Genomic DNA, 23165 nt, shown 5'->3' on the forward strand with positions numbered 1-23165 from the left:
GTATTGATTCTCCATTCTTTCTGAAACACCGGATTTGCTATGAAATCACGCTGGAAAGTCCTCATCGGACTGGCCCTTCTCGCGCTCGGGCTTGGCCTCTGGGTCTGGTTGCGCTCCCCGCTGTGGCTGGAGCAGTTCAACGAGCGCCAGAGCGAAGCACGGGCGACTTTCCAGGCCCAGGGACGGCTGTTTGGTCAGCACAATGATCAGCAGGCCTGCCTGGCCCAGACCCTGAAGGCTTTCGATGGCTGCTCAGGGTTTGACTGTACCCTGCAGCATGACTATTTCCTCAAGGCCTGCCTGGCCGAGGCGGCGCCTTCGCCGGGTTTCTGTGATGGCGTGCCGGCGTACCGGGTCACGCCCACCGAAGACGACAAGTCCTGGGCCAAGTACGCCTGCTGGGACGGCAATATTCGTGGCGAGGGATGCCGTATGCTAATGCGCCAGCAGCAGTATGAGTGCAGTGGCGGCGTTGCCGCGGATGCGCCGGCGCAGTAAAACTGGCGGTCAGGCGTGAAGCGCCATCAGATGGTCAGTACCAGCTTGCCGCGCACATGTCCGCTGGCGCTTTGCTGGTGGGCACTGCGGGCTTCGGCCAGCGGTACTTCGGCCGCCAGGGTTAGCTGCAGGCTACCCTCGGTATAGCGTTTCGCGAGTTCGGCCAGCTGTTCGCCATTGGGCTCGACACGAATCCCCAGCGCCTGCTTGCCGTCCGCTTCAGCGGCACGGATGACAGCATCGGCGGTGACTGAAGGCAAGGTGACTATTCGCCCGCCGGGTTTGAGGCACGCCAGTGCTTCGATACCGGTGTCGCCGCCCATGCCGTCGATCACCAGATCCATGTTCTGCGCACTCTTGCCCACCTCCTGCGTCTGGTAATCAATCACCTCGTCGCACCCCAGGCTTTGCAGGTAGGCATGATTGGCCGCCGAGGCGGAGCCTGTTACGTGGGCGCCGGCTGCCTTGGCCAGTTGCACCGCCAGATGTCCAACACCGCCGGCCGCAGCGAGCACCAGCACGCGCTGCCCGCTGCTGAGCTGTCCCTTGTCAAACAGTGCCTGCCAGGCGGTCAGGCCGGCAAGGCCGAGCCCTGCGGCGGTGCTGAACAACATGTTTGCAGGTTTGTGGGCGATCTGGCTGACGGGGGCTGCCACATATTCGGCGTAGCAGCCTGCGGCTTCCGGAAAGCGGATAAAGCCGAATACTTCGTCACCGGGCTTGAAGTCTTCCACGGCGGCGCCTGCAAGTTCCACTACGCCGGAAAACTCCCAGCCCGGCACGAATGGCAGCTTGCCGATAAAGGACGCTGCACCGCCGCCACTGCAGGTTTTCCAGTCAATCGGATTGATGCCGGCCGCCTTGTTGCGTACCAGTACTTCATTGGCCTGAATGGTGGGGGTTGGCACTTCCTCGTAGCTGAGGGCATCGGGGCCGCCAAAGGCGTGAATGCGGATCGCTTTCATGGAGTCTCCTGCTGGGAAGGTAGGGCTGCGGCGAAAGTGGTAGCCGGAACTGCAGCTCTTGCGGTTTGAATTTGTTAGGCTTGGTCTCTTTGGAGGCCGCCTGGGCTGGCCTAAACACGCGTCGTAGCTATCAGGTAGCAAGAGTATGGTGTATTTGGGAATTTTGGAACAACTGCTGTTCTGGGGCGGAGTGATTCTGTTTCTGGTTTCGCTGGGGCTCTACGGTCTTCGCACCGGGGATTACAAGTCGTTGCTGATGTTCTGGCAGCCGACTATTGCCTTCAATGTCGGGGAGAACCGCATCAACCGCATTGGCTTGCTGATGATGATTATGGCGGTGCTGTTGAAGGCGTATCTGTTCTATATCAGCTGATTCAATCCGTATGGAACGGGCAGACAGGTAACAAACCTGTTTGCCTGCGATGTTACATAGATGGCCCGGGCACAGCGCTGCGGGCCTTGCTCCAAGTGCATAAACTCAAGGTTTGTCATGAAAGGAAATCCTGTAAAAGGCGCAGGCTATCTGCTGCGTGGCCTGCAAATGTTGCCCCATCCCTCCATCCGTAATTTCGTACTGATTCCGTTGCTGGTCAATATCCTGCTGTTCAGCGGTGCCATCTGGTTGCTGATGAGCCAGTTTGACGGCTGGGTCGATTACCTGCTGACGCAGTTGCTGCCGGACTGGGAATGGCTGTCGTTTCTGCGTTATGTGTTATGGCCGTTACTGGCGCTGGTGGTGCTGGTGCTGGTCTATTACAGCTTTACGCTGGTGGCCAACCTGATTGCTGCGCCCTTTAACGGCCTGCTGGCCGAGAAGGTCGAGAACAATCTGCGTGGCGTACGCAATGCGGATGAGGGCTGGCAGGCAGTGCTGGCACTGGTGCCGCGCACACTGGCACGGGAACTGGCCAAGATCGCCTATTACCTGCCGCGGGTGCTGCTGTTGCTGGTGCTGACCTTTGTACCGGTGCTGGGTTTGATCTCGCCGCTGCTGTGGTTCCTGTTCGGGGCCTGGATGATGTCGATCCAGTATTGCGACTATCCCATGGACAACAACAAGGTCAGCTTCGCGCAGATGAAGTTGCTGCTCAAAGAAAAGCGTCTGACGTCGGTCGGCTTTGGCGGCTTGATTCAGCTGGGCATGATGGTACCGCTGCTGAACCTGATTCTGATGCCGGCGGCCGTCGTCGGGGCCACCCTGTATTGGGTCGAGGAGCATGCGCCGGTGGTGGAGGGCGATGCTCCCGAACTGCGCCTGCGTTAATTTGCGTGCTTAATGGGGTTGTGCGTCGGGGGTTTCAGCCGGGTGGGTGCCGCTGGCCCCGACCAGCATCTCCGTCGGGAAGTGGCAGCTGAAGGTACTGCCTTCGCCGGGCCGGCTGTCGATAGTGAGATGGGCGCCGTGGCGCACCAGCACATGCTTGACGATAGCAAGCCCGAGTCCGGTCCCCCCGCTGGAAGATGAGCGGCTTTCATCGACGCGGTAAAAGCGTTCGGTCAGGCGTGGAATATGGACCGATTCGATACCGATGCCATCGTCACTGACCGAGAAGTGTCCGCCACGGGCGTCTGTCCACCAGCGTAGCTGTATATTGCCCTGCGCCGGTGTGTAGCGTACGGCATTGAAAACCAGGTTGGAGAAGGCGCTGTGCAGCTCCAGCTCCTGCCCTGTGACGTCTGCACCGCTATCCAGCTGCAGGTTGATGGAATGGTCTTTTTCCAGCGTCTGGTTCAGCGCCAGCGCATCCTGATAAATCTGGTTGAGCATCTGCTTGAGCTGTATTCGGTGTTCATCGGCGATATGGTTGCTGGCGTCCAGCCGGGATAGCAATAGCAGGTCATTGACCAGGTTTTCCATGCGCCGGGCCTGGGCCTGCATTTGCCCCATAGCGCGGGCCAGTGGGCGCGGCAGGTCCTGATCCAGAAAAGTTTCGAGGTAGCCGCGAATCACCGTAAGCGGCGTGCGCAGTTCGTGGGAGGCGTTGGCAACAAAGTCCTGGCGGGTCTGCTCAAGACGCATCAGCCGGGTGATATCGCGGGCGACCAGCAGCCGGTCGCCTTCGCCGAAGACGGTGATCTGGTATTGCAGGTGGAGGTCATTGTTGACCGGGCTTGGCAGTTCCAGCGGCTCGTTATATCGGCCCTTGCGAAAATAGCGGATGAAGCGGGGGTCTCGCAGCAGGTTCATGACCGGCTTGCCCCGGTCCGAGGTGGCCTTGAGTCCCAGCAGTTTGTCCGCTGAGCGGTTCCACCATTCCAGGTTGTTGCTGCGGTCAATAATGACAATGGCATCCTGCAGTGCGGCGGATGACTGCTGGAAGCGGCGGATGACCGCCTGCAAAGCCTGTTCGCGTTTGCGGTCGGCTTTTTGCATACGGGCCAGTTCGTCTAGCAGCTCGCCCCAGTGACCGTTGGCCTCGGGCGGCGCGGTACCGTCATTGTTACGCAGCCAGGTCTCCAGTTTCTGAAACTGGCGAATCTGGTAAGCCCCCCAGCCCAGCAGGCCCGCTGCGGCGCCCCAGGCAGGGACACCAAACAACAATCCGACCCCGGCCCCGGCAAGTGCGCTCGTGCCCAGGCTAACGAACATTGAGTGCCGCGTCTTCTGCATAGGTGTTTGCGCCCCAGATTGTCAGATGGCAGGTTACGCCACTTGGGAAGAGAACCGGTAACCGGTGCCGCGAACGGTTTGTACCAGGTAGTCGTGGCGTTCTCCCAGGGCTTTTCTCAGGCGCCGGATATGCACGTCTACGGTGCGCTCCTCTACATAGACGTTACCGCCCCAGACCATATCCAGCAGCTGGCTGCGGGAATAGGCCCGGTCCTGGTGCGTCATGAAAAACTGCAACAGGCGGAACTCGGTTGGCCCCAGCTCGATGGGCTTGTCGTCGGAGGTCACGCGGTGTGACACGGGATCCAGCATCAGGCCGTCCACGCTGACCGGTTCTTCAACGCCCTTGGGCGTCGTGCGGCGCAGTACCGTTTTCAGCCGGGCGACCAGCTCTCGCGGGGAGAAGGGCTTGGTGATGTAGTCATCCACGCCGGATTCCAGTCCCTTCACCTTGCTGTCTTCTTCGCCCTTGGCGGTCAGCATGATGATGGGAATCTCTGCGGTGAGTGCATCCTTGCGCAGCCTGCGAGCGAATTCGATACCGGTCATGCCGGGCATCATCCAGTCCAGCAACACCAGATCAGGTGGGCTGTCCACGACCAGTTCGTGGGCATCGCGGGCGTTATCAGCTTCCAGGCACTCGTAGCCGGCCATTTCCAGCGCCACCGCGATCATTTCACGGATCGGCGCTTCATCGTCGACAATCAGTACACGTTTTGCTGCAGACATGGGTCCTGCCTCTGTACGTAGCAATTAAGACGATAACATTACAAACGTAAATTATGACAAAGATGTGACGCGAGCCGTAATCATTGCTAATCCATTGGTTTTTAGGGCAAAAAAGTACAGATCAGGCGCCCGTAACGAGACTGTAGTCGGCTGCCAGGCCCACAAAGATCACCAGCCCGGCATAGTGGTTGTTCAGGAAGGCGCGAAAGCAGGCGTCGCGATCGCGTCCTCGGGCCATCCAGGACTGATAGATGAAGAAGCCGGCGGCAGCGGCAAGGCCTGCATAGTAATAGGGGCCCAGGCCGAGGTTGTTACCCACCATAACCAAGCACAGCAGTGACAGCCCCTGCAGCAGGCCGATGATCAGCAGGTCCGCATCGCCGAACAGAATGGCGGTGGATTTGACGCCGATGCGCAGGTCGTCATCGCGGTCCACCATGGCATAGTAAGTGTCATAGGCCACGGTCCAGAGCAGATTGGCCAGAAACAGCAGCCACGCATTGGGCACCAGATCGGCTTCAAGCGCGGTAAAGGCCATGGGGATGGCCCAGGAGAACGCGGCACCGAGCACGACCTGGGGCAGGTGGGTGTAGCGTTTCATGAACGGATAGCAGAAGGCCAGCAGCAGGCCGCCGAAAGACATCTTCACCGTGGTGCTGTTGGTAAACAGCACCAGCACAAATGCCAGCGACATCAGCACCGCAAACAGGACGAGGGCTTCTCGGCTACTGACCCGGCCCGAGGTAAGCGGGCGGGCAGCGGTACGCTTGACATGACCATCGACCTTGCGGTCGGCGAAGTCGTTGATGACACATCCGCCGGCGCGGGTCAGCACAACGCCTGCTGTGAAAATCAGCAGGATATCCAGTGGCGGAACCCCGTCTGCCGCGATCCAGAGTGCCCAGAAGGTCGGCCACAGCAGCAGGTAGATGCCAATGGGCTTGTTCACCCGGGACAGCTGGATATAGGCGTCCAGACGGTCGTGCAGGCGAGTGGCAGAAGGTTGTAGGTGCATACGCGATTATCCGTTGTTGCCCCGGTAAAGGGGGTATTCTACGTGCTCGAGCGCCGGCAAAAAAACCTCACACACAAGCAGTGGCTTGTTGGCCAGCCGAAACACCGAGCGGCGCGCCCAGAGCGGCTCTCGGCCTTGCAGGCGCAGTCGGCTGATTTGCAGTGGTTCGCGCTGCATCGAAGGGTCGCTGAACAGCAGCGAGCCGAGTGAGCGACTTCCAACGCCTTTGAGCTGGCGCTGGGGGCCCGACAGGGTATCGATCGGAAAGACCGAACGGGCGTAGACCCAGGGCTGGCCCTGTCCCAGCAGCTGTACCTCGCGGATCAGGGCCTTGCGTCGTGGTGGCAGTCCCAGGGCGCGGGCTTCGGACCGGGTCGGGCAGGCATAGCCCAGACGCAGCAGCCGCACACTGAAATGGCCGTGGCTGGCCCGTATCAGGCGCTTGGTCAGACTGCCCCGATCCTGCAGCCAGTTGCGCCATGGCTGCGGTGCAGCCAGCCGGGAAGGTCGCCTGAACGTGCGCCAGCGGGTCTGAAAATGGTTGCGAGTCAGGGCTTGAGCAGGTGTCACGGCAGGGATCCGGGCCAGGAAAGGGGCCTATCTTAGCACTCGGGCGACAGGGCTCAAGCCGGGGCGGGAGTACAAGTTTTTGCCCGTGCTGTGATAGCATCGCGCGATGAACGAAAAGACGACCGCGATGAACGAAAAAACAACAGGGATTAATACCGAACAGGTGCGCGACCTTACCCGGCGCTGGGTCGAGGTCATGGTGGTAGGCGAGAATCTGTGTCCCTTTGCCGCCGCCGTACTCAAGCGTGAACAGATTCGTTTCGCGGTCTCACAGGCACACAGCCATGCAGAGGTCGCGCGCGACTTTTTGCAGGAGCTGGCGCTGATCCAGCAGGCACCGGAAGAGGATATCGCCACGAGTCTGCTGATCGTGCCGGCAGCCCTGGGGGATTTTTACGACTACCTGGACGCGCTGGCGCATTGCGAGACACTGATCACCGAGGCGGGCCTGGACGGTGTCTTCCAGCTGGCCAGTTTTCACCCCAACTACCGTTTTGGCGGTGTGCCGGCCAGTGATATCAGTCACTGGACCAATCGTTCGCCATTCCCGATGTTTCACCTCATACGGGAAGGCCAGATGAGCCGTGTGCTGGCTCACTATCCCGATCCCGACTCGATCCCTGAGCGTAATATCGAGCACTTGCGGGCGCTGGGCCGCGAGGGGCTGATACAGCTGTTTCCGCCTTTCGCCGACTACTGCGATTAATCCGCCGGACAAGCAGGCGTTTCTGCCTGGTTGTCCGTTACGCCAGCGGGTGGCGGGTTAGCAGGCGTGCGGCTCAGGCGTCGTCAGCGTCGTCCTGCGTCTCAGTTTCTTCGCGTACCGTGCGGCGCATTTCCTGCAGGCTTTGATGACGCACGTCTGTGCCGCTGACCAGGTAGACCAGATGCTCGGCCAGGTTGCAGACGTGATCGCCGATACGCTCGAGCGAGCGCAGCACCCAGATTACGTTCAGCACGCTGCTGATAGAGCGCGGGTCTTCCATCATGTAGGTGGCCAGCGAACGCATGGCGGAGCGGTATTCCTGATCCACCGCCTTGTCCTGCTTGGCCACCTGGTAGGCCAGGTTGATATCGCTGCGGGCAAAGGCGGTCAGGACATCGCGTATCATGACCCGCACCAGGTTGCCGATATGGCGAATTTCCTGGTAGCCACGGGGCGATTCCCCTCCCTTGACCAGCTCGATGGCCTGACGCGAGATGCGCGTCGCTTCGTCGCCCATGCGCTCCAGGTCCACCACGGCGCGGGAGATCGACATGATCATGCGCAGGTCGCTGGCGGCGGGCTGACGGCGGGCGATGATGCGCGTGCAGTGCTCATCGATCATCAGTTCCATATCGTTGGTCTGCTTATCGCCGCGCAGTGAGCGTTCGGCCAGATCGCTGTCGCCGTTGAGCAGGGCTTCGATGCTGTCCTGCACCTGGCGTTCCACCAGACCGCCCATGGTAAGCAGTTCAGTACGGATCTGCTCGAGATCTTTGTTGAACTGCTGGGAAATGTGCGTGCTGTAGCCGTCTTTTTCATATTCCACGGTGTTTTTCTCCGTAGCAGTTGTTCGGGTTATCGCAGCAGTACAGGAGCGACTGCATCAGCCGTACCGGCCGGTGATGTAGTCTTCGGTCTGCTTCTGTACCGGATTTGTAAAGAGGGTGTCGGTGACGCCGAACTCGATCAGGTCGCCCATGTACATGAAGGCGGTGTAGTCCGATACGCGTGCCGCCTGCTGCATGTTATGGGTGACGATGGCGATGGTGAAATCCTTTTTCAGCGCGTGGATCAGTTCTTCGATCTTCAGGGTCGAGATCGGGTCCAGTGCCGACGCCGGCTCATCGAGCAGCAGGACTTCGGGCTTCACCGCGATGGTGCGGGCGATAACCAGACGCTGCTGCTGACCGCCGGACATGCCCAGGGCACTTTCGTGCAGGCGATCCTTGACCTCGTCCCATAGAGCCGCGGAGCGCAGCGCCCACTCGACGGTATCATCGATCAGGCGCTTCTTCTTCACGCCCTGAATGCGCAGGCCGTACGCCACGTTTTCGTAGATGGACTTGGGGAAGGGGTTGGGCTTCTGGAACACCATGCCGACACGACGGCGCAGTTCGGCCACATCGACGCCACGGCCATAGATGTTGCTGTCGTCCAGCAGAATCTCGCCTTGGATATTGCAACCGTCCACCAGGTCGTTCATGCGGTTGAAACAGCGCAGCAGCGTTGACTTGCCGCAGCCGGACGGGCCGATAAAGGCCGTGACCCGGTTCCTCGGAATCTGCATGTTGATGCCGTGCAGCGCTTCCTTGTCGCCGTAACACAGGCGCAGGTCATTCACCTTGAGGGTGATTTCCTCATCGTCCATGTTCAGCACACGGGTATCGCGCTTGAGTGAGGAAATGTCGATCGCATGGGTTTTCATATTGCTAGTCATGTCTCAAACCTTTGTTAAGTCAGCACGTCCGGCCAGCGTTACATTTCAAGCGCTTTGTATTTTTCGCGCAGATGGTTGCGGATCGCAATGGCCGAGAAGTTCAGCAGTGCAATCACCACCACCAGCAGCAGCGCAGTGGCATACACCAGCGGACGTGCCGCTTCCACGTTCGGACTCTGGAAGCCCACATCATAGATGTGAAAGCCCAGGTGCATGAATTTCTGATCAAGATGCAGGTACGGGTAGTTCATGTCCAGCGGCAAACTGGGTGCCAGCTTGACCACGCCCACCAGCATCAGTGGTGCCACTTCACCCGCGGCCCGGGCAATCGCCAGAATAACACCGGTCATGATGGCGGGGCTGGCCATGGGCAGTACCACCTTCCACAGGGTTTCCGCCTTGGTGGCGCCCAGTGCCAGGGAGCCTTCACGCACGGCGCGGGGAATGCGGCTGAGGCCTTCCTCGGTGGCTACAATTACCACCGGCACCGTGAGCAGCGCCAGGGTCAGCGAGGCCCACATCAGGCCGCCGGTGCCAAAGGTCGGCGACGGCTTGGCTTCGGGGAAGAACAGGTCATCGATGTTCCCGCCCAGGAAGTAGACGAAAAAGCCCAGCCCGAATACACCGTAAACGATGGAGGGGACGCCGGCCAGGTTGTTGACCGCGATGCGCAGAACGCGGGTGGTGAAGCCCTGGCGGGCATACTCGCGCAGGTAAACGGCTGCGATAACCCCGAACGGCGTCACCATGACGGACATCAGCAGCACCATCATGACGGTACCGTAGATCGCCGGAAAGATGCCGCCCTCGGTGTTGGCCTCTCGAGGGTCATCGGCGATGAATTCCCAGATCTTGGACAGGTAGTGCATGATCTTGTCGCCGACATGCATGCTGTTGGGCAGAAAAGCGCGCACGACCTTGGACATCTGCACTTCGATACTGCGCCCGTTGGCCACCTCGACCACGAAGCTGTCACGGTTGAGGGCATTGCTCAGTTCCAGCAGCTGGCCCTGCAACACCTCGTATTCGGCGTTGAGCTCGGTGCGGCGGTCTTCGATCTCGGCATAGGCCAGCGCATCGGTGCTGTTTTTCAGTTCCAGCGCACGCTGTTTCAGGCGCAGACGTTCCAGCTCGTAGTTGATGGAGCCGATGACACCTTTCTGGATGTCCTCGATCTGGGCGTGCAGCTCCTGGGCACGGTTGATGCGACGCTGAAAGTCCTGCCACAGCGCATCATATTCGGGCCCCGGCGCATAGCCGTCATGCTGGGCGACCAGTTCGCCGTCCTGCTTGATCGCCTGCAGATAGCCATAGAGGTTACCCCATTCGCGCCGTTCGGCGACAAACATCATGGGCGGGTAGCTGCGCTCGGTGACGCTGTCGTCCAGTGCCCAGACGAAATCGGCGCCGGTAACATCGCGGTTACCGACCTTGAACAGGTCGCGTTTCATGTGCTCGACCCCGGCAGGTACATCGACACCGGAATCGCGCAGCTGGGCAGCAGGGACAAATTCTGACTCCACCAGCTCGCCCACCAGCTGGGAGCGCTTGCCGTTCTGGTCGTAGCTGGCGCTGAGCACGTCGGCGGGCCAGAAGTGACCCAGGCCGCGCACCGCGATCAGCGCCAGCAGACCCAGTACCATGATGATACAGATGGCCACGGCGCCGGCGTTGAGCCAGACCCAGGGGGAGCCGGAACGGGTCCAGTCGGAAACGGAAATTCTCATCACATTAATCCTCAGTCACCCGATTACAGAGAGCCATATTTCTGGCGCAGATGCTGGCGAATACTCTCTGCCAGGGTGTTCACCACGAAGGTGAACATGAACAGTACGAAGGCGGCCAGGAACAGGATACGGAAATGCGTGCTGCCGACTTCCGACTCCGGCATTTCCACCGCGATATTGGCGGCCAGCGTCCGCATGCCCTCAAAGATGTTCACATCCATGATCGGGGTGTTGCCGGTTGCCATCAGCACGATCATGGTTTCACCCACTGCGCGGCCCATGCCAATCATCACTGCCGAGAAAATACCGGGGCTGGCGGTCGGCATGACCACGCGCACCAGTGTCTGCCAGGGCGTGGCGCCGAGTGCCAGCGAGCCGTAGCTGAGGCTTTTCGGTACCGCGAAGATGGCATCCTCGGTGATCGAGAAGATGGTCGGAATGACGGCGAAGCCCATGGCGATACCGACCACCAGCGCGTTGCGCTGATCGTAGCTGATCCCCAGGGTCTGGCTGACCCACAGGCGCATGTCGCCGTCGAACAGCATCTGCTCGATGGGACCGGCCAGGGCAAAGCTGAGCCAGGTCGCCAGTATGACCACCGGAATCAGCAAGGCGGCATCCCAGCCTTCGGGCAGCAGGAAGCGCAGCCGGTTGGGCAGTTGTGCCCAGCCAAAGGCAAAGGCCAGGATGGAAGCCGGTATGACCAGCAGTATCAGGAACACCGCGGCCAGGTTGAGCTCCATAAAGGGGGCAAGCCAGAGGCCGGCCAGGAAGCCCAGAATGACGGTTGGCAGGGCTTCCATCAGTTCGATGACGGGCTTCACCTTGCGTCGCAGACCCGGTGCCATGAAATAGGCGGTGTAGATAGCGCCGCAAATGGCCAATGGCGTGGCCAGCAGCATGGCATAGAAGGCCGCCTTGAGGGTACCGAACGCCAGCGGCATGAGGCTGTACTTGGGCTCGAAGTCGTTGTTGGCGGCCGATGACTGCCACACGTAGGCCGGTTCCTCATAGCCTTCGTACCACACCTTGTCCCAGAGCGCGCTCCAGGAAATGTCCGGGTGCTCATTGTGTATGTCCCAGAAGCTCAGCGTGCCCTGTTGTTCCAGCAGCATGGCGTTAGAACGAGGAGCATAGGCCATCTGATCTACAGGACCCTCGATCAGCTTTTCGCTCAGTACATTGCGTTGTGCGGTGGTATTGAACAGTTTCAGGGTGCCTTCGTTGTCCAGGGTAGCGAAACCCTTGCGACGGTGCTCGGTGGTAAAGCCGGACAGTGCGGTACCGCCGGTGTCGAAACTGCGAATGGGCGTCAGCTGCCAAGAGCCCTGTTCGTCGCGCACCAGGAACCACTGGGACACCACGCCCTTGCTGTCTGCCAGCATCAGCGAGTTGCCGCCCAGTAGCAGCTCGAATGCCTTGATATCGCCGGTGGTGGCGTTGATGATCTGGGTGATGCTGGCATCATCGGGAGCCTGCAGATCGGCCACTGCCAGCTTTCCGCCCTGGGCGGCAATCAGCAACCAGCGACGGTCCGGCATCAGCAACAGCTTGCTGGCCTTGACGTTCGGTGGGGCCAGGCGGGTTGTTTCAATGCTGGTTTCGACTTCACCGCTGAGAAAGTTTTCGCTCAGCTCGATATCGGTCTGGGTCAGGCTCTGGGCGTTGCCGCCGATCAGACGCCAGTTGTCACCGTCGCCATTGACGGTGAGCAGTTCCAGCGGACTATCCCCCATGGGGATGGCGTCGGTACCCAGCGGATAGGCGAGTACCGGCGTCAGTACCCGCACTCCGTCGGGGTAGGATGCCTTGTAATCGTGACGCAGTACCAGGGCCGTGCCATTGCTCAGTCCCAGCGCGAACAGGCGACGGGCCTCCGAGATCAGCGCGAAGCTGCTGATGGACACGCCCTCGGGCAGGCTCAGCGACTGCTGCTTGACGATATCACCTGTACGGGTATCAAAAAAGATTGCCTCGGCAGCGTCGGTCAGGCGCAGGCCGATCTCTGCCTGCTCTTCCATGGCCAGGTACAGCGTCTTGCCCTGACCCGGCAGCGGGTAAGGGCTAACCACCTGGCCGTTCTGCTGCCAGGGCTCAACGGTGGCAGAACGAAACAGTGGCATCACTTCGTATAGCAGATAGAAAAAAATCAGCAGAATAGCGACGATGACACTGATGCCGCCGATACCGATGCCCAAGGTCGCAGCCCTATCCTTCAGCGCACGCATCGAGCGTTTGCGCCGGGCGGAGGGGGTGTTGAAATCGAGCTCGGGTACGCTAACTGTGGCTTCGTTGCTCATGGCACTCGGTCCCCGGAAGTCTTTAATATGCGGCGGCTACAATAATGCAGTTCTATGACGGTTTTGTTACAGGCCGCACACAATGAAGTGCAGGGATGCTGTTGCCAGCATCCCTGCACTGTGTCGCACTCTCATGCCGACCCGGTTAGCGGCGCTGGGCCATTAACCGGTTGGCTGAAGTGTTACAGGCCTAGATCAGCCATCTGCTTTTCAACGACCTTGGCAGGCAGCGGGATGTAGCCGTCTTTCACGACCACTTCCTGACCGGCCTTGGACATGACCAGCTTGAGGAATTCACGCTCAAGCGGCTGCAGCTCGACACCTGGCTTCTTGTTGACGTAAACATACAGTGAGCGGGCCAGCGGGTACTTGCCGGTGATGGCGTTTTCCGGTGAGGCTTCAACGAACGCTTCGCCGGCTTTCTTGGCCAGTGGCAGGGCGCGTACGGAGGCGGTCTTGTAGCCGATACCGGAGTAGCCCAGGCTGTTCAGAGAGGTGGAGACGGACTGGACAACAGACGCAGAACCCGGCTGTTCGTTAACATTGTTGCGGAAGTCGCCCTTGCACAGTGCTTTTTCCTTGAAGTAGCCGTAGGTGCCGGAAACCGAGTTGCGACCGAACAGCTGAATGCTCTTGTCGGCCAGAGCGCCGTCCAGGCCGAGCTGGCTCCAGTTGGCTACGTCTTCGGCAGCGCCGCACTTGCGGGTGGACGAGAATACAGCATCAACCTGATCGATGGTCATGCCAGCGATGGGGTTGTCCTTGTGGGCGAACACGGCCAGGGCATCGATGGCCACGGCAACGGGAGTCGGCTTGTAGCCGTACCTCTGTTCGAAAGCTTCCAGTTCCTTGTCTTTCATCTTGCGGGACATCGGACCGATGTTGGACGTGCCTTCGGTCAGTGCAGGCGGCGCAGTGGAAGAACCAGCGGCCTGAATCTGGATGTTGACGTTAGGGTACAGGCGCTTGAACTCTTCCGCCCAGAGGGTCATCAGGTTGGCCAGGGTATCGGAACCGACGCTGGACAGGTTGCCGGAAACGCCAGATGCCTTTTCGTAGGCCGGCAGGTTCGCGTCCAGCAGGTCGGAGGCGTTGGCGGTCAGGCAGGTTGCCGAGATGGCAACGGCTGAGAGCAGCTTTTTCATCGGTGTCATGGTTAGCTCCTGAAGAGTGATAAGGTTCATTGCGCTGTGTTGGACGCCACTATAGGGTCGAACTGTGACACTAATATGACACTGCCTTGGGGTCTGCGAGTTGCGTCTTTCCGCGGGCGGAACCGGAATACCGGTACTCTAGAGGTAGTGATTTGTGCAGCTGCGAAGATTAAACTCAGTGCATTCAAAATTTTCAGGTTGGAAGGTCGATCATGTCCAGTATAGATGAGCAAAATCCGCTGCCCAGCGGTGAGCTGAGCCTTAAATTGCCGGCCAGCAGCCAGGCAACCAACATGTTTGGTGACGTCTACGGCGGCTGGGTTGCGGCGCGGGCGGTTGAAGCGGCGGAAATTCGAGCGGCCAAGATTGCCGAGGGCCGCATCGCCACAGTGTCAGTGGGGAGCATGGATTTTCTCTCGCCGGTGCTGGTGGGAACCATCCTCAGCTTTTATACCCAGGTGGTTGAACTGGGCAACAGCTCAGCGCGTATCTCGGTTGAGGTCTGGGGACGCTGCCCGGACGGCCGGGAGCCGCGCAAGGTGACCGAATTCGAGTGTGTGCAGGTTGCCATTGACCAGCACGGACACATTCGCCCGTTGCCGGTGCAGTAATCGCACCCGGCGGGTGAGTCATTCCAGCTGGGCCTTCCAGTTGAACGGTGTCGGACTTTAATGGACTAACAGGGCCCGGCTTGGCCTGCGCTATGGAGATGGCACACAGATGCGGCGTATAAAACTACTCAGGATGGCGCTGTCGACGTTGCTCGGATGGCGCCGTCAGGGTTACTTCCTGCCTTACCGTTATGCCGATCAGCTGCCGGAGGCAACGCCGTCCTATGGCGCGATCGAACAGTGGCTGGCGCAGCATGAAGTGCAGTTCGGCCAGCGGCTTGCCGCGCTGGAGGCTTTTGCGCCGCAGTTGCAGAGTTTCAACGATACGCAACCGCCGCTGCCGCGCTGGCAGCAGAGCTGGTTTCCACGCCTGGACGGCGCCATGGCCTATGGCCTGACCCGCCAGATCCGTCCGCACCGGATTGTCGAGGTGGGCTCCGGCCACTCCACGCGCTTTTTTGCCCAGGCCTGTCGGGATGAGGGTCTGGATACTGAGTTGGTCTGCATTGACCCCGTGCCGCGCGCGGACCTGTCCCGGCTGGATGTGACGCTGGTGCGTACGCCGGTGCAGCAGGCGGATATGGCACTGTTTGAGCGCTTGCAGGCGGGGGACATGCTGTTCATAGATTCCAGTCACCTGCTGTTGCCCGGCAGTGATGTCGACTGGCTGCTGAACCGGGTCTGGCCGCGGCTGGCCGCAGGCGTGCTGGTGCATTTTCATGATGTCCTGCTGCCCGATGACTATCCCGCCCACTGGCGCTGGCGTGGTTACAACGAGCAGCAGGGAGTGGCGGTTCTGCTGGGCAGCGGCGCCGCCGAACCGCTTTGGGCCAGCCACTATGTGGCGAGTCGCATGCAGTCACAGCTGCAGGGCAGCGTTGTGGCACGCCTGCCAATACCGGACGAAGCGCTGGAAACCAGCCTCTGGCTGCGCAAGCTTACACCGGCCATCGGATAATTGTTGTGCCGGTGCCGAATGCGCCCTGCAGGCTGTGCCCAGTCTACAGCGGCTGCAGGTTGGCAAAACCGAGCATCAGCCACTTGGCCCCTTCGTCGTCAAAGTTTACCTGCACCCGGGCCTTGGGCCCCGATCCTTCGTAATTGATCACGGTACCTTCGCCGAACTTGGCATGACCGACGCGCTGGCCCAGGGAAATGCTGGTCGCGGGGACTTCGGCATTGGCCAGGGATGCCCCCGTGCCCTGGAACAGCGGCTCGCTCGGTGTCCGCGCCGTCAGCGGGCGGCGCACCTGGGCGTTGAGGCGCACTTCCTCGATCAGTCCGGGTGGTACTTCCTGAATAAAGCGCGAGGCCCGGTTGAAGTTTTCCTGGCCGTGCAGTCGGCGCGATTCGGCGTAGGTAAGGTACAGCTTCTGCATGGCGCGGGTAATGCCGACGTAACACAGGCGGCGTTCTTCCTCGAGCCGGCCGGGTTCCTCGATCGACATCTTGTGCGGGAACAGGCCTTCCTCCATGCCCGCCAGGAACACCAGCGGAAACTCCAGGCCCTTGGCCGAGTGCAGGGTCATCATCTGTACGCTGTCCTGGTGTTCGTCGGCCTGGGCATCGCCGGCATCCAGCGCAGCCTGGTCGAGAAAGGCGATCAGCGGAGTACGCGCCTCGTCTTCTTCGGTCTCGACATCTTCCTGCCAGCTGCCGGCGAACTGCCGCGCAGCGGTGATCAGTTCGTCCAGGTTTTCGAGGCGGGACTGCGCCTTTTCGCCCTTTTCCTTTTCATGGTGCTGAATCAGGCCGCTGTGCTTGATCATGTGCTCGGTCTGTTCGTGCAGCTGGGTATCCCGCGTGTCGGCGTCGAGCCGGTCGATCAGCTCGAGAAAGGCCCGCAGCGCGTTGCCGGCACGGGCCGGCAGCAGGCCCTGCTCGATGATTTCGCAGGCGGCCTGCCACATGCTGAGCTCCTGCTCCCGGGCGTGCTGGCGCAGCAACTCGATGGTGCGGGTGCCGATGCCGCGGGTTGGCACGTTGATCACGCGCTCCATGGCGGTGTCATTGTGGCGGCTCGACATCAGGCGCAGATAGGCCAGGGCGTTCTTGATCTCCAGCCGGTCGTAGAAGCGCTGTCCGCCGTAGATGCGGTAGGGCATACCGGCACGGATGAGCATTTCCTCGATAATGCGAGACTGGGCGTTGGAGCGGTACAGCACGGCGGAGTCTGCCCGCAGGTTGCCGTCCTGGACCCACTGCTGAATGCGACCGACAATAAAGGTGGCTTCGTCCTGCTCGTTGAACGCGGAATAGACTGACAGGGGTTCGCCATCGCTGCCCTCGGTCCAGAGCTGCTTGCCCAGACGGCCCTGGTTGTTGCCGATCACGGCATTGGCCGCCTGCAGGATACTGTTGGTGGAGCGGTAGTTCTGTTCCAGCTTGATGGTGGTGGTGCCGGGGAAATGTTCCGGCAGGTTCTGGATGTTTTCGATGCGGGCGCCGCGCCAGCCATAAATTGACTGGTCATCGTCGCCCACGGCCATCAGTTTGCGCTCGCTGCCGCACAGCAGCCGCAGCCAGGCATACTGGATCGCGTTGGTGTCCTGGAATTCGTCCACCAGCAGGTAGCGGAAACGCTCCTGGTAATGCTTGAGCAACGCCGGTGAACGGTCGCGCAGCAGCTCCAGGCTGCGCAGCAGCAGTTCACCGAAGTCGATCATGCCGCCACGTTCGCAGGCCTGCTCGTAGGCGACGTAGACGTTCAGCATGGTGCGCTGAAAGGGATCGTTCGACGGCTCTATGTGACGGGCGCGCAGACCTTCGTCCTTCTGGGCGTTGATGAACCACTGGAACTGCCGCGCCGGCCAGCGCTGTTCGTCCAGGTTCATTTCCTTGGCCAGGCGCTTGAGCAGCCGCAGCTGGTCGTCGCTGTCCATGATCTGAAAATTGTCGGGCAGCCCGGCATCGCGCCAGTGCGCGCGCAGCAGGCGGTGCGCCAGACCATGGAAGGTGCCAACCCACATGCCGTGCGGGTTGAGCCCCAGCAGTTCCTCGATACGCCCGCGCATCTCCCGCGCCGCCTTGTTGGTAAAGGTCACTGCCATGATCGAGTAGGGCGAGATGTCCTCGACCTGAATCAGCCAGGCAATACGGTGCACCAGCACGCGGGTTTTGCCGGAGCCGGCACCGGCCAGTACCAGCAGGTTCTGCACCGGTGCAGAGACCGCTTCACGCTGGGCATCATTGAGGGAGTCGAGAATCGGGGTTACATCCATGGCGGCAACAATCGGGCTCTGCGGTTGGTCCCGGGGACGGCAGGCCAGTAGAGGCCGGCTGTTCCGGGAAGGTAAATGGCTGTATGGGCGTCCAGTATAACCCGAACGCCTGCGCTTGGCTTGCGGCCTCGAGTCAGGGCAGCTGCGAGGGCTGCTCGATCCGGTGCAGCAGGATGCGCTTGAGCTCGGCGGGGTCCTTGAGCTTCATTTCACCGCCCTGGCGTGTGGCCTGTGCGATGCCGAGCCAGGGAATCAGGCGCGACAGCCAGAAGCGCATGGCCGCGGTGCGGGTCAGCTGCGGCCAGACCTGGCGCTCGTCGTCCGTGAAGGGACGCACCGCGTTGTAGGCACGCAGCAGTGCGCGCTCGCGCTCGGGGTCTATGGTGCCATCGGCGTTGACGCACCAGTCGTTGGCCACGATCGCCAGGTCGTAGAGCAGGTAGGCGGTGGCGGCGTTGTAGACGTCCAGAATCGCGCTCACGTCGGTGCCGCTGAACAGGGCATTGTCGTGGAACAGGTCGCCGTGGATCACGCCCATTGGCAGGTCCAGACCGGCGGCACGCAGGGTATCGAAGTTGCGCACTTCGGTACTGAGCAGCAGTGCTTCGTCTTCCGGCAGTCGGCTGGTAATCTGCTGGCTCTCGCGGCGCCACCAGAACACACCGCGGTGGGCCTGGCGCTGCAGATAGAAATCGCTACCCGCCAGATGCAGCTTCGCAAGCGCTGTGCCGATAGAGGTGCAGTGCGCCGGGCTGAGTTCCTCGGGGTGCACATGCGTGCCAGCAAAACGCGGCAGCAGCAAGGCTGGCCGACCGTGCAGCTGTTTCAGGGCGATGCCGTCACGATCCTTGAACGGCGCAGGAACGGGAACGGCGCGCTCAGCCAGCCAGCTGGTCAGCTCAACGAAAAAGGGCATTTCCTCCAGTGTAAATTCTTCGAACAGGGTGAGGACATATTCCTGTTCGAGGCCGTCAGGGTCGCTAAGCGTGACGAAATAGTTGGTGTTTTCTATACCGCCTTCGATACCCTTGTGGGCGACCAGTGTGCCGAGATCAAAGTCGGCCAAGAGGCGGTTGAGGTCCTGTGCAGTTACTTCTGTATATACCGCCACAATATTACCAGCTGAAAATGACCCATTTGGGGATTAGCAGGGAGGATTCTTCGAAGCGGCTGAATTCACCGCTACCCTCGACCGGCACCAGATAATAGGGTTTCCCGATTTTGGGAACAACCTTGACCTCTTTCAGCACACCATTGACACGGTATTCATAAAAGGCGCTTTCGTCTTTATGGCGAATAGTGATTTGCGGGGCGTCCGGTTCGAATTCCGGCAGCGTCTCCGCCTGCGCCGGCGGCACCAGCAACAGGCTGGCGAGCAACAGCAGTTTTTTCATCATATTTCCAATTTCGTTGGTTGGCTGCGGCATATTTAATATGATTGTCAGCCCTGACACTATCCCCCGGCACTAACAATCATGGATACCGCTATGAGCGAGCAACACCCATCCCTCATTCTAGTCGACGGCTCTTCCTATTTATACCGCGCATTCTTTGCATCCCAGCAGGCGGACATGCGCACCAAGGATGGCTTTCCGACCGGCGCGGTGCGGGTGGTGACCTCGATGCTGCGCAGTCTGATCAAGCAGTACCCGAAAAGCCCGGTGGTGGTGGTTTTCGACGCCAAGGGCAAAACTTTCAGGGACGAACTGTTTGTCGAGTACAAGTCCCAGCGCCCGCCCATGCCTGACGACCTGCGACTGCAGATTGAGCCGATTCACGACATTGTTCGGGCCATGGGGCTGCCATTGCTGATGGTTGACGGGGTCGAGGCGGATGATGTGATCGGTACCCTGGCACGTCAGGCCAGCGCCAAATCCATGAGCACGCTCATATCCACCGGGGACAAGGATATGGCGCAGCTGGTTGATGAGCATGTGACCCTGATCAATACCATGAATGATGTCCGCATGGATGCTGCCGGGGTGAAGGAAAAGTACGGTATCCCGCCGGAGCTGGTGATCGACCTGCTGGCGCTGATGGGTGACAAGGTCGATAACATCCCGGGCGTGCCGGGGGTGGGTGAGAAAACGGCGCTGGGGCTGCTGCAGGGCATTGGCGGTATCGCGGATCTGTACGAGAACCTGGATAAAATTGCCACTCTGGGGTTTCGCGGCGCCAAGACGATGGCCAAGAAACTGGAAGAAAACCGCGAAGCGGCCGAACTGTCCTATCTGTTGGCCACCATCAAGACCGATGTCGAGCTGGATCAGAGCGTAACCGATTTTGGACTGCCGACGCCCGATAATGACAAGCTGCTGGAGCTGTTTAAGCGGTTTTCGTTTCGCAGCTGGATTCAGGAACTGGGCGCCGGGTCTGCGTCCCAGATGAATGCTTCGAGCGCCAAGGATGCAGAAGACGGTGCCGCTGCGGTGCCTGCACAGATCGAGTATGAAACCGTGCTGGAGCAGGCTGATCTGGACCGCTGGATCGAGGCACTGCGAGGCTCGAGCCTGTTTGCCTTTGACACCGAAACCACCAGCCTTGATTCCATGCAGGCTGAGCTGGTCGGTGTTTCGTTTTGCATTGAGCCCGGTCGTGCGGCCTATGTGCCCCTTGCCCACGACTATGTGGATGCGCCGGATCAGCTGGACCGGGCCGCGGTGCTGGTACAGCTCAAGCCGCTGCTGGAAGATGCCGACCTGGCCAAGGTCGGTCAGCACATCAAGTACGACATGAATGTTCTGGCGCGCTATGGGATCAGCCTGCGGGGGGTGGCCTTTGACACCATGCTGGAGTCCTATGTGCTTAACTCCGTGGCGACACGTCATGACATGGACAGTCTGGCCGACGTCTATCTGGGTGTGCAGACGGTGCACTTCGAGGATATTGCCGGCAAGGGCAAGAAGCAGCTGACGTTTAATCAGATAGCGCTGGAGCAGGCCGCACCCTATGCCGCCGAAGATGCCGATATTACGCTGCGCCTGCACCAGGTGCTGTATGCCCGGCTGCGCGAGGAGGGCAGGCTGTTGCAGGTCTTCGAGGAAATCGAACGGCCGCTGATTCCGGTGCTGTCACAGATCGAACGCAATGGCGCCCTGGTGGATGCCAACCTGCTGGGCAAGCAGAGCATCGAACTGGGCGAGCGCCTGGTCTCGCTGGAGCGCGAGGCGTTTGAGCTGGCCGGACGGCCGTTTAATCTGGGTTCCCCCAAGCAGCTGCAGCAGATCTTCTATGAGGAGCAGAAGCTGCCGGTGCTGAAAAAGACCCCCAAGGGGGCGCCGTCCACTGCTGAAGAGGTGCTGCAGGAGCTGGCGCTCGACTACCCTCTGCCCAAGCTAATTCTGGAGCACCGCGGCCTGAGCAAGCTCAAGTCGACCTATACCGACAAGCTGCCGCAGATGATCAATCCGAATACCGGCCGCATTCACACCTCGTATCACCAGGCCATAACCGCGACTGGGCGCCTGTCGTCGACGGATCCCAACCTGCAGAACATTCCTATTCGCAGTGCCGAGGGGCGCCGTATCCGCCAGGCCTTCATAGCGCCCCAGGGTTACCGCCTGGTGGCGGCCGACTACTCCCAGATTGAACTGCGCATCATGGCGCACCTGTCACAGGACAAGGGCCTGCTGAGTGCGTTCTCAAAGGGTGAAGACATTCATCGCGCCACGGCGGCGGAAGTGTTCAAGGTCGCGCTGGAGCAGGTCACCACTGAACAGCGGCGCAGCGCCAAGGCGATCAACTTCGGCCTGATCTACGGCATGTCAGCGTTCGGGCTGGGCAAACAGTTGGGAATTGGCCGTAACGAGGCGCAACAGTACATCGATCACTATTTCGCGACCTATCCCGGTGTGCAGCAGTACATGGACGATATCCGTGAAAAGGCGCGGGCCCAGGGCTATGTCGAGACCCTGTTCGGGCGACGGCTGTACCTGCCGGAAATCAATGCCAGTAACGGCATGCGCCGCCAGGGTGCTGAGCGTACGGCCATTAACGCGCCCATGCAGGGTACGGCGGCCGATATCATCAAGCGCGCTATGGTGCAGGTAGCACAGTGGCTTGATGAGACGGGGCTGGATGTCAAAGTCATCATGCAGGTACACGATGAGCTGGTATTTGAGGTGCGTGAAGACCTCGTGGAGGCCTTTGTGCCAGAGATCAAGTCGCGCATGGCCGCGGCGGCCGAGATGGCTGTGCCTCTACTGGTTGAAGCGGGCGTGGGTGCGCACTGGGACGAGGCGCATTAATCACTTAACTGCGTAGCGGGATGAGGCTGCCGGTTCAGGCGCTGCTAAGAGAATAACTTTTGACAGCGCCGGAACTTTTGCTGCTGGGCAGACTCAACCGATAGCAGAGTCACATTTTCACATTTATCTGTGCCATGGTCATGGTAGTGATCTCTGTCATAAGAAGCATGCGTTGAAGCCCTACACCTGTCTGTAATTCCCCTTCCAGCCAGTTGCAGGGCTTCTTTTTGCATTTCCGCTGCCAGGTGTCAGGCCTCGTCATCACCCATGGCGTCATCGTCGATATCGTCTGCTTCGGCGTCGATGGAATCGAGCTGCAGCCAGCTATCGAGGCGGCTTTGCAGTTCCTCAACGCCGCTTTTCTTCAGCGCCGAGAAGGTCTGAACACTGACATTGTCCCCCAGTCGTGCCTTGAGTTCCTTGCGCAGGCTCAGCAGTGTACTCTGGGCGGGGCCGCGCTTGAGTTTGTCGGCCTTGGTCAGCAGAACGTGCAGTGGCATGCCGGTCGATTCACACCAGCCGATCATCATTTCGTCGAACTCTTTCATGGGGTGGCGAATGTCCATCACCAGTACCACGCCGCGCAGGCAGCCACGTTTTTGCAGATAGGCATCCAGGTGCTTCTGCCAGTGCTCTTTCATGGCAATCGGGACTTTGGCATAGCCATAACCGGGCAGGTCGACGATGCGCAGCCCCGGAATATTCAGATCGAAGAAGTTGATCAGCTGTGTGCGCCCTGGTGTTTTCGAGGTGCGGGCCAGCTTGGAATTGTTGGTCAGGGTGTTGATCGCACTGGACTTGCCAGCATTGGAGCGACCGGCAAAGGCAACCTCGGCGCCTTCGTCTTCCGGGCACTGGCTCAGACGAGCCGCACTGGTGTTGAAAACGGCGCTGTTGTACTGGATGGGCGTGTCAGAGGTGGGCATAGGAGCTCGCTTTGGTGCCTTGGACGGCGGCAGAACAGATCGAATCCGTTCCAGTTTATGTGGGTATTGGTTATAATGCCGCCAAATTTTACCTGTGGCTGCGTATAACTGCCAGTCAAGGCAATACACTGAATACAAGTTTACGCCGGTGCGCCGGGGTGGATTCAC

General features: G+C 60.2%; 21 protein-coding genes. 7 read left to right on the forward strand and 14 right to left on the reverse strand.

The window, feature by feature from the left end:
- Nucleotides 1-39 precede the first annotated feature (39 nt).
- Complete coding sequence (locus F451_RS0101710) at nucleotides 40-498, forward strand: hypothetical protein (protein ID WP_020679619.1); 459 nt, start codon at nucleotides 40-42, stop codon at nucleotides 496-498.
- 26 nt (nucleotides 499-524) lie between these two features.
- Here the strand turns inward: F451_RS0101710 and F451_RS0101715 are convergent, their stop codons facing one another.
- The gene (locus F451_RS0101715) at nucleotides 525-1463 is read right to left on the reverse strand and encodes an NADP-dependent oxidoreductase (RefSeq protein ID WP_020679620.1); all 939 of its coding nucleotides are present in this window, start codon (nucleotides 1461-1463) and stop codon (nucleotides 525-527) included.
- A gap of 145 nt (nucleotides 1464-1608) precedes the next feature.
- Between F451_RS0101715 and F451_RS0101720 the strand changes: the two genes are divergently transcribed.
- Both F451_RS0101720 and cysZ read left to right on the forward strand, forming a co-directional pair.
- Nucleotides 1609-1836: a hypothetical protein gene (locus tag F451_RS0101720; RefSeq protein ID WP_020679621.1), complete on the forward strand. Its 228-nt coding sequence runs from the start codon at nucleotides 1609-1611 to the stop codon at nucleotides 1834-1836.
- Between the two features lie 117 nt (nucleotides 1837-1953).
- On the forward strand, nucleotides 1954-2727 hold the full coding sequence (cysZ, locus tag F451_RS0101725) for a sulfate transporter CysZ (RefSeq protein ID WP_020679622.1): 774 nt from the start codon (nucleotides 1954-1956) through the stop codon (nucleotides 2725-2727).
- Nucleotides 2728-2736: 9 nt separating this feature from the next.
- Here the strand turns inward: cysZ and phoR are convergent, their stop codons facing one another.
- The 4 genes from phoR to F451_RS0101745 form a co-directional block, all read right to left on the reverse strand.
- On the reverse strand, nucleotides 2737-4053 hold the full coding sequence (gene phoR, locus F451_RS0101730) for a phosphate regulon sensor histidine kinase PhoR (protein WP_020679623.1): 1317 nt from the start codon (nucleotides 4051-4053) through the stop codon (nucleotides 2737-2739).
- A gap of 54 nt (nucleotides 4054-4107) precedes the next feature.
- A complete protein-coding gene (gene phoB / locus F451_RS0101735; protein ID WP_020679624.1) occupies nucleotides 4108-4803 on the reverse strand; it encodes a phosphate regulon transcriptional regulator PhoB in 696 nt (231 codons plus the stop codon).
- Between the two features lie 121 nt (nucleotides 4804-4924).
- Complete coding sequence (ubiA, locus tag F451_RS0101740) at nucleotides 4925-5818, reverse strand: 4-hydroxybenzoate octaprenyltransferase (RefSeq protein WP_020679625.1); 894 nt, start codon at nucleotides 5816-5818, stop codon at nucleotides 4925-4927.
- 6 nt (nucleotides 5819-5824) lie between these two features.
- Entirely contained in the window at nucleotides 5825-6388 is a 564-nt protein-coding gene (locus F451_RS0101745; RefSeq protein WP_020679626.1) for a chorismate--pyruvate lyase family protein, read from the reverse strand.
- Between the two features lie 127 nt (nucleotides 6389-6515).
- Here F451_RS0101745 and F451_RS0101750 point away from each other — a divergent pair, with 127 nt between their 5' ends.
- The gene (locus F451_RS0101750; RefSeq protein ID WP_040879331.1) at nucleotides 6516-7094 is read left to right on the forward strand and encodes a DUF1415 domain-containing protein; all 579 of its coding nucleotides are present in this window, start codon (nucleotides 6516-6518) and stop codon (nucleotides 7092-7094) included.
- 73 nt (nucleotides 7095-7167) lie between these two features.
- Here the strand turns inward: F451_RS0101750 and phoU are convergent, their stop codons facing one another.
- From phoU to F451_RS0101775, 5 genes are all read right to left on the reverse strand, one after another.
- Nucleotides 7168-7920: a phosphate signaling complex protein PhoU gene (phoU, locus tag F451_RS0101755; RefSeq protein ID WP_020679628.1), complete on the reverse strand. Its 753-nt coding sequence runs from the start codon at nucleotides 7918-7920 to the stop codon at nucleotides 7168-7170.
- Nucleotides 7921-7977: 57 nt separating this feature from the next.
- Nucleotides 7978-8811, reverse strand: a complete 834-nt coding sequence (gene pstB, locus F451_RS0101760) for a phosphate ABC transporter ATP-binding protein PstB (protein WP_026291429.1) — start codon at nucleotides 8809-8811, stop codon at nucleotides 7978-7980.
- Nucleotides 8812-8849: 38 nt separating this feature from the next.
- A complete protein-coding gene (gene pstA, locus F451_RS0101765; protein WP_020679630.1) occupies nucleotides 8850-10538 on the reverse strand; it encodes a phosphate ABC transporter permease PstA in 1689 nt (562 codons plus the stop codon).
- Nucleotides 10539-10561: 23 nt separating this feature from the next.
- Nucleotides 10562-12838: an ABC transporter permease subunit gene (locus tag F451_RS0101770; protein WP_020679631.1), complete on the reverse strand. Its 2277-nt coding sequence runs from the start codon at nucleotides 12836-12838 to the stop codon at nucleotides 10562-10564.
- A gap of 182 nt (nucleotides 12839-13020) precedes the next feature.
- Nucleotides 13021-13992: a PstS family phosphate ABC transporter substrate-binding protein gene (locus F451_RS0101775; RefSeq protein WP_020679632.1), complete on the reverse strand. Its 972-nt coding sequence runs from the start codon at nucleotides 13990-13992 to the stop codon at nucleotides 13021-13023.
- Between the two features lie 212 nt (nucleotides 13993-14204).
- On the opposite strand from F451_RS0101775, the gene F451_RS0101780 reads away from it, so the two are divergent.
- Both F451_RS0101780 and F451_RS0101785 read left to right on the forward strand, forming a co-directional pair.
- The gene (locus F451_RS0101780; RefSeq protein WP_020679633.1) at nucleotides 14205-14603 is read left to right on the forward strand and encodes an acyl-CoA thioesterase; all 399 of its coding nucleotides are present in this window, start codon (nucleotides 14205-14207) and stop codon (nucleotides 14601-14603) included.
- Between the two features lie 109 nt (nucleotides 14604-14712).
- Nucleotides 14713-15561, forward strand: coding sequence for a class I SAM-dependent methyltransferase (locus F451_RS0101785; protein ID WP_026291430.1), 849 nt, complete (start codon nucleotides 14713-14715; stop codon nucleotides 15559-15561).
- Nucleotides 15562-15604: 43 nt separating this feature from the next.
- Here the strand turns inward: F451_RS0101785 and uvrD are convergent, their stop codons facing one another.
- The 3 genes from uvrD to F451_RS0101800 all read right to left on the reverse strand — a co-directional run bounded on the left by uvrD (nucleotide 15605) and on the right by F451_RS0101800 (nucleotide 19221).
- Nucleotides 15605-17824, reverse strand: a complete 2220-nt coding sequence (gene uvrD / locus F451_RS0101790) for a DNA helicase II (protein WP_020679635.1) — start codon at nucleotides 17822-17824, stop codon at nucleotides 15605-15607.
- A 133-nt stretch (nucleotides 17825-17957) separates the two neighbouring features.
- Nucleotides 17958-18935, reverse strand: coding sequence for a homoserine kinase (locus F451_RS0101795; RefSeq protein ID WP_020679636.1), 978 nt, complete (start codon nucleotides 18933-18935; stop codon nucleotides 17958-17960).
- Between the two features lie 4 nt (nucleotides 18936-18939).
- A complete protein-coding gene (locus tag F451_RS0101800; protein WP_240476423.1) occupies nucleotides 18940-19221 on the reverse strand; it encodes a DUF2782 domain-containing protein in 282 nt (93 codons plus the stop codon).
- Between the two features lie 90 nt (nucleotides 19222-19311).
- Here F451_RS0101800 and polA point away from each other — a divergent pair, with 90 nt between their 5' ends.
- Nucleotides 19312-22071 (forward strand): DNA polymerase I, encoded by a 2760-nt coding sequence (gene polA, locus F451_RS0101805; protein WP_026291432.1) that lies wholly within the window; start codon nucleotides 19312-19314, stop codon nucleotides 22069-22071.
- 248 nt (nucleotides 22072-22319) lie between these two features.
- On the opposite strand, the gene yihA is transcribed toward polA, so the two are convergent.
- Complete coding sequence (yihA, locus tag F451_RS0101815; RefSeq protein WP_020679640.1) at nucleotides 22320-22997, reverse strand: ribosome biogenesis GTP-binding protein YihA/YsxC; 678 nt, start codon at nucleotides 22995-22997, stop codon at nucleotides 22320-22322.
- Between the last annotated feature and the right edge of the window lie 168 nt (nucleotides 22998-23165).

This window comes from Marinobacterium rhizophilum DSM 18822 (assembly GCF_000378045.1).
Lineage (GTDB): Bacteria > Pseudomonadota > Gammaproteobacteria > Pseudomonadales > Balneatricaceae > Marinobacterium_A > Marinobacterium_A rhizophilum.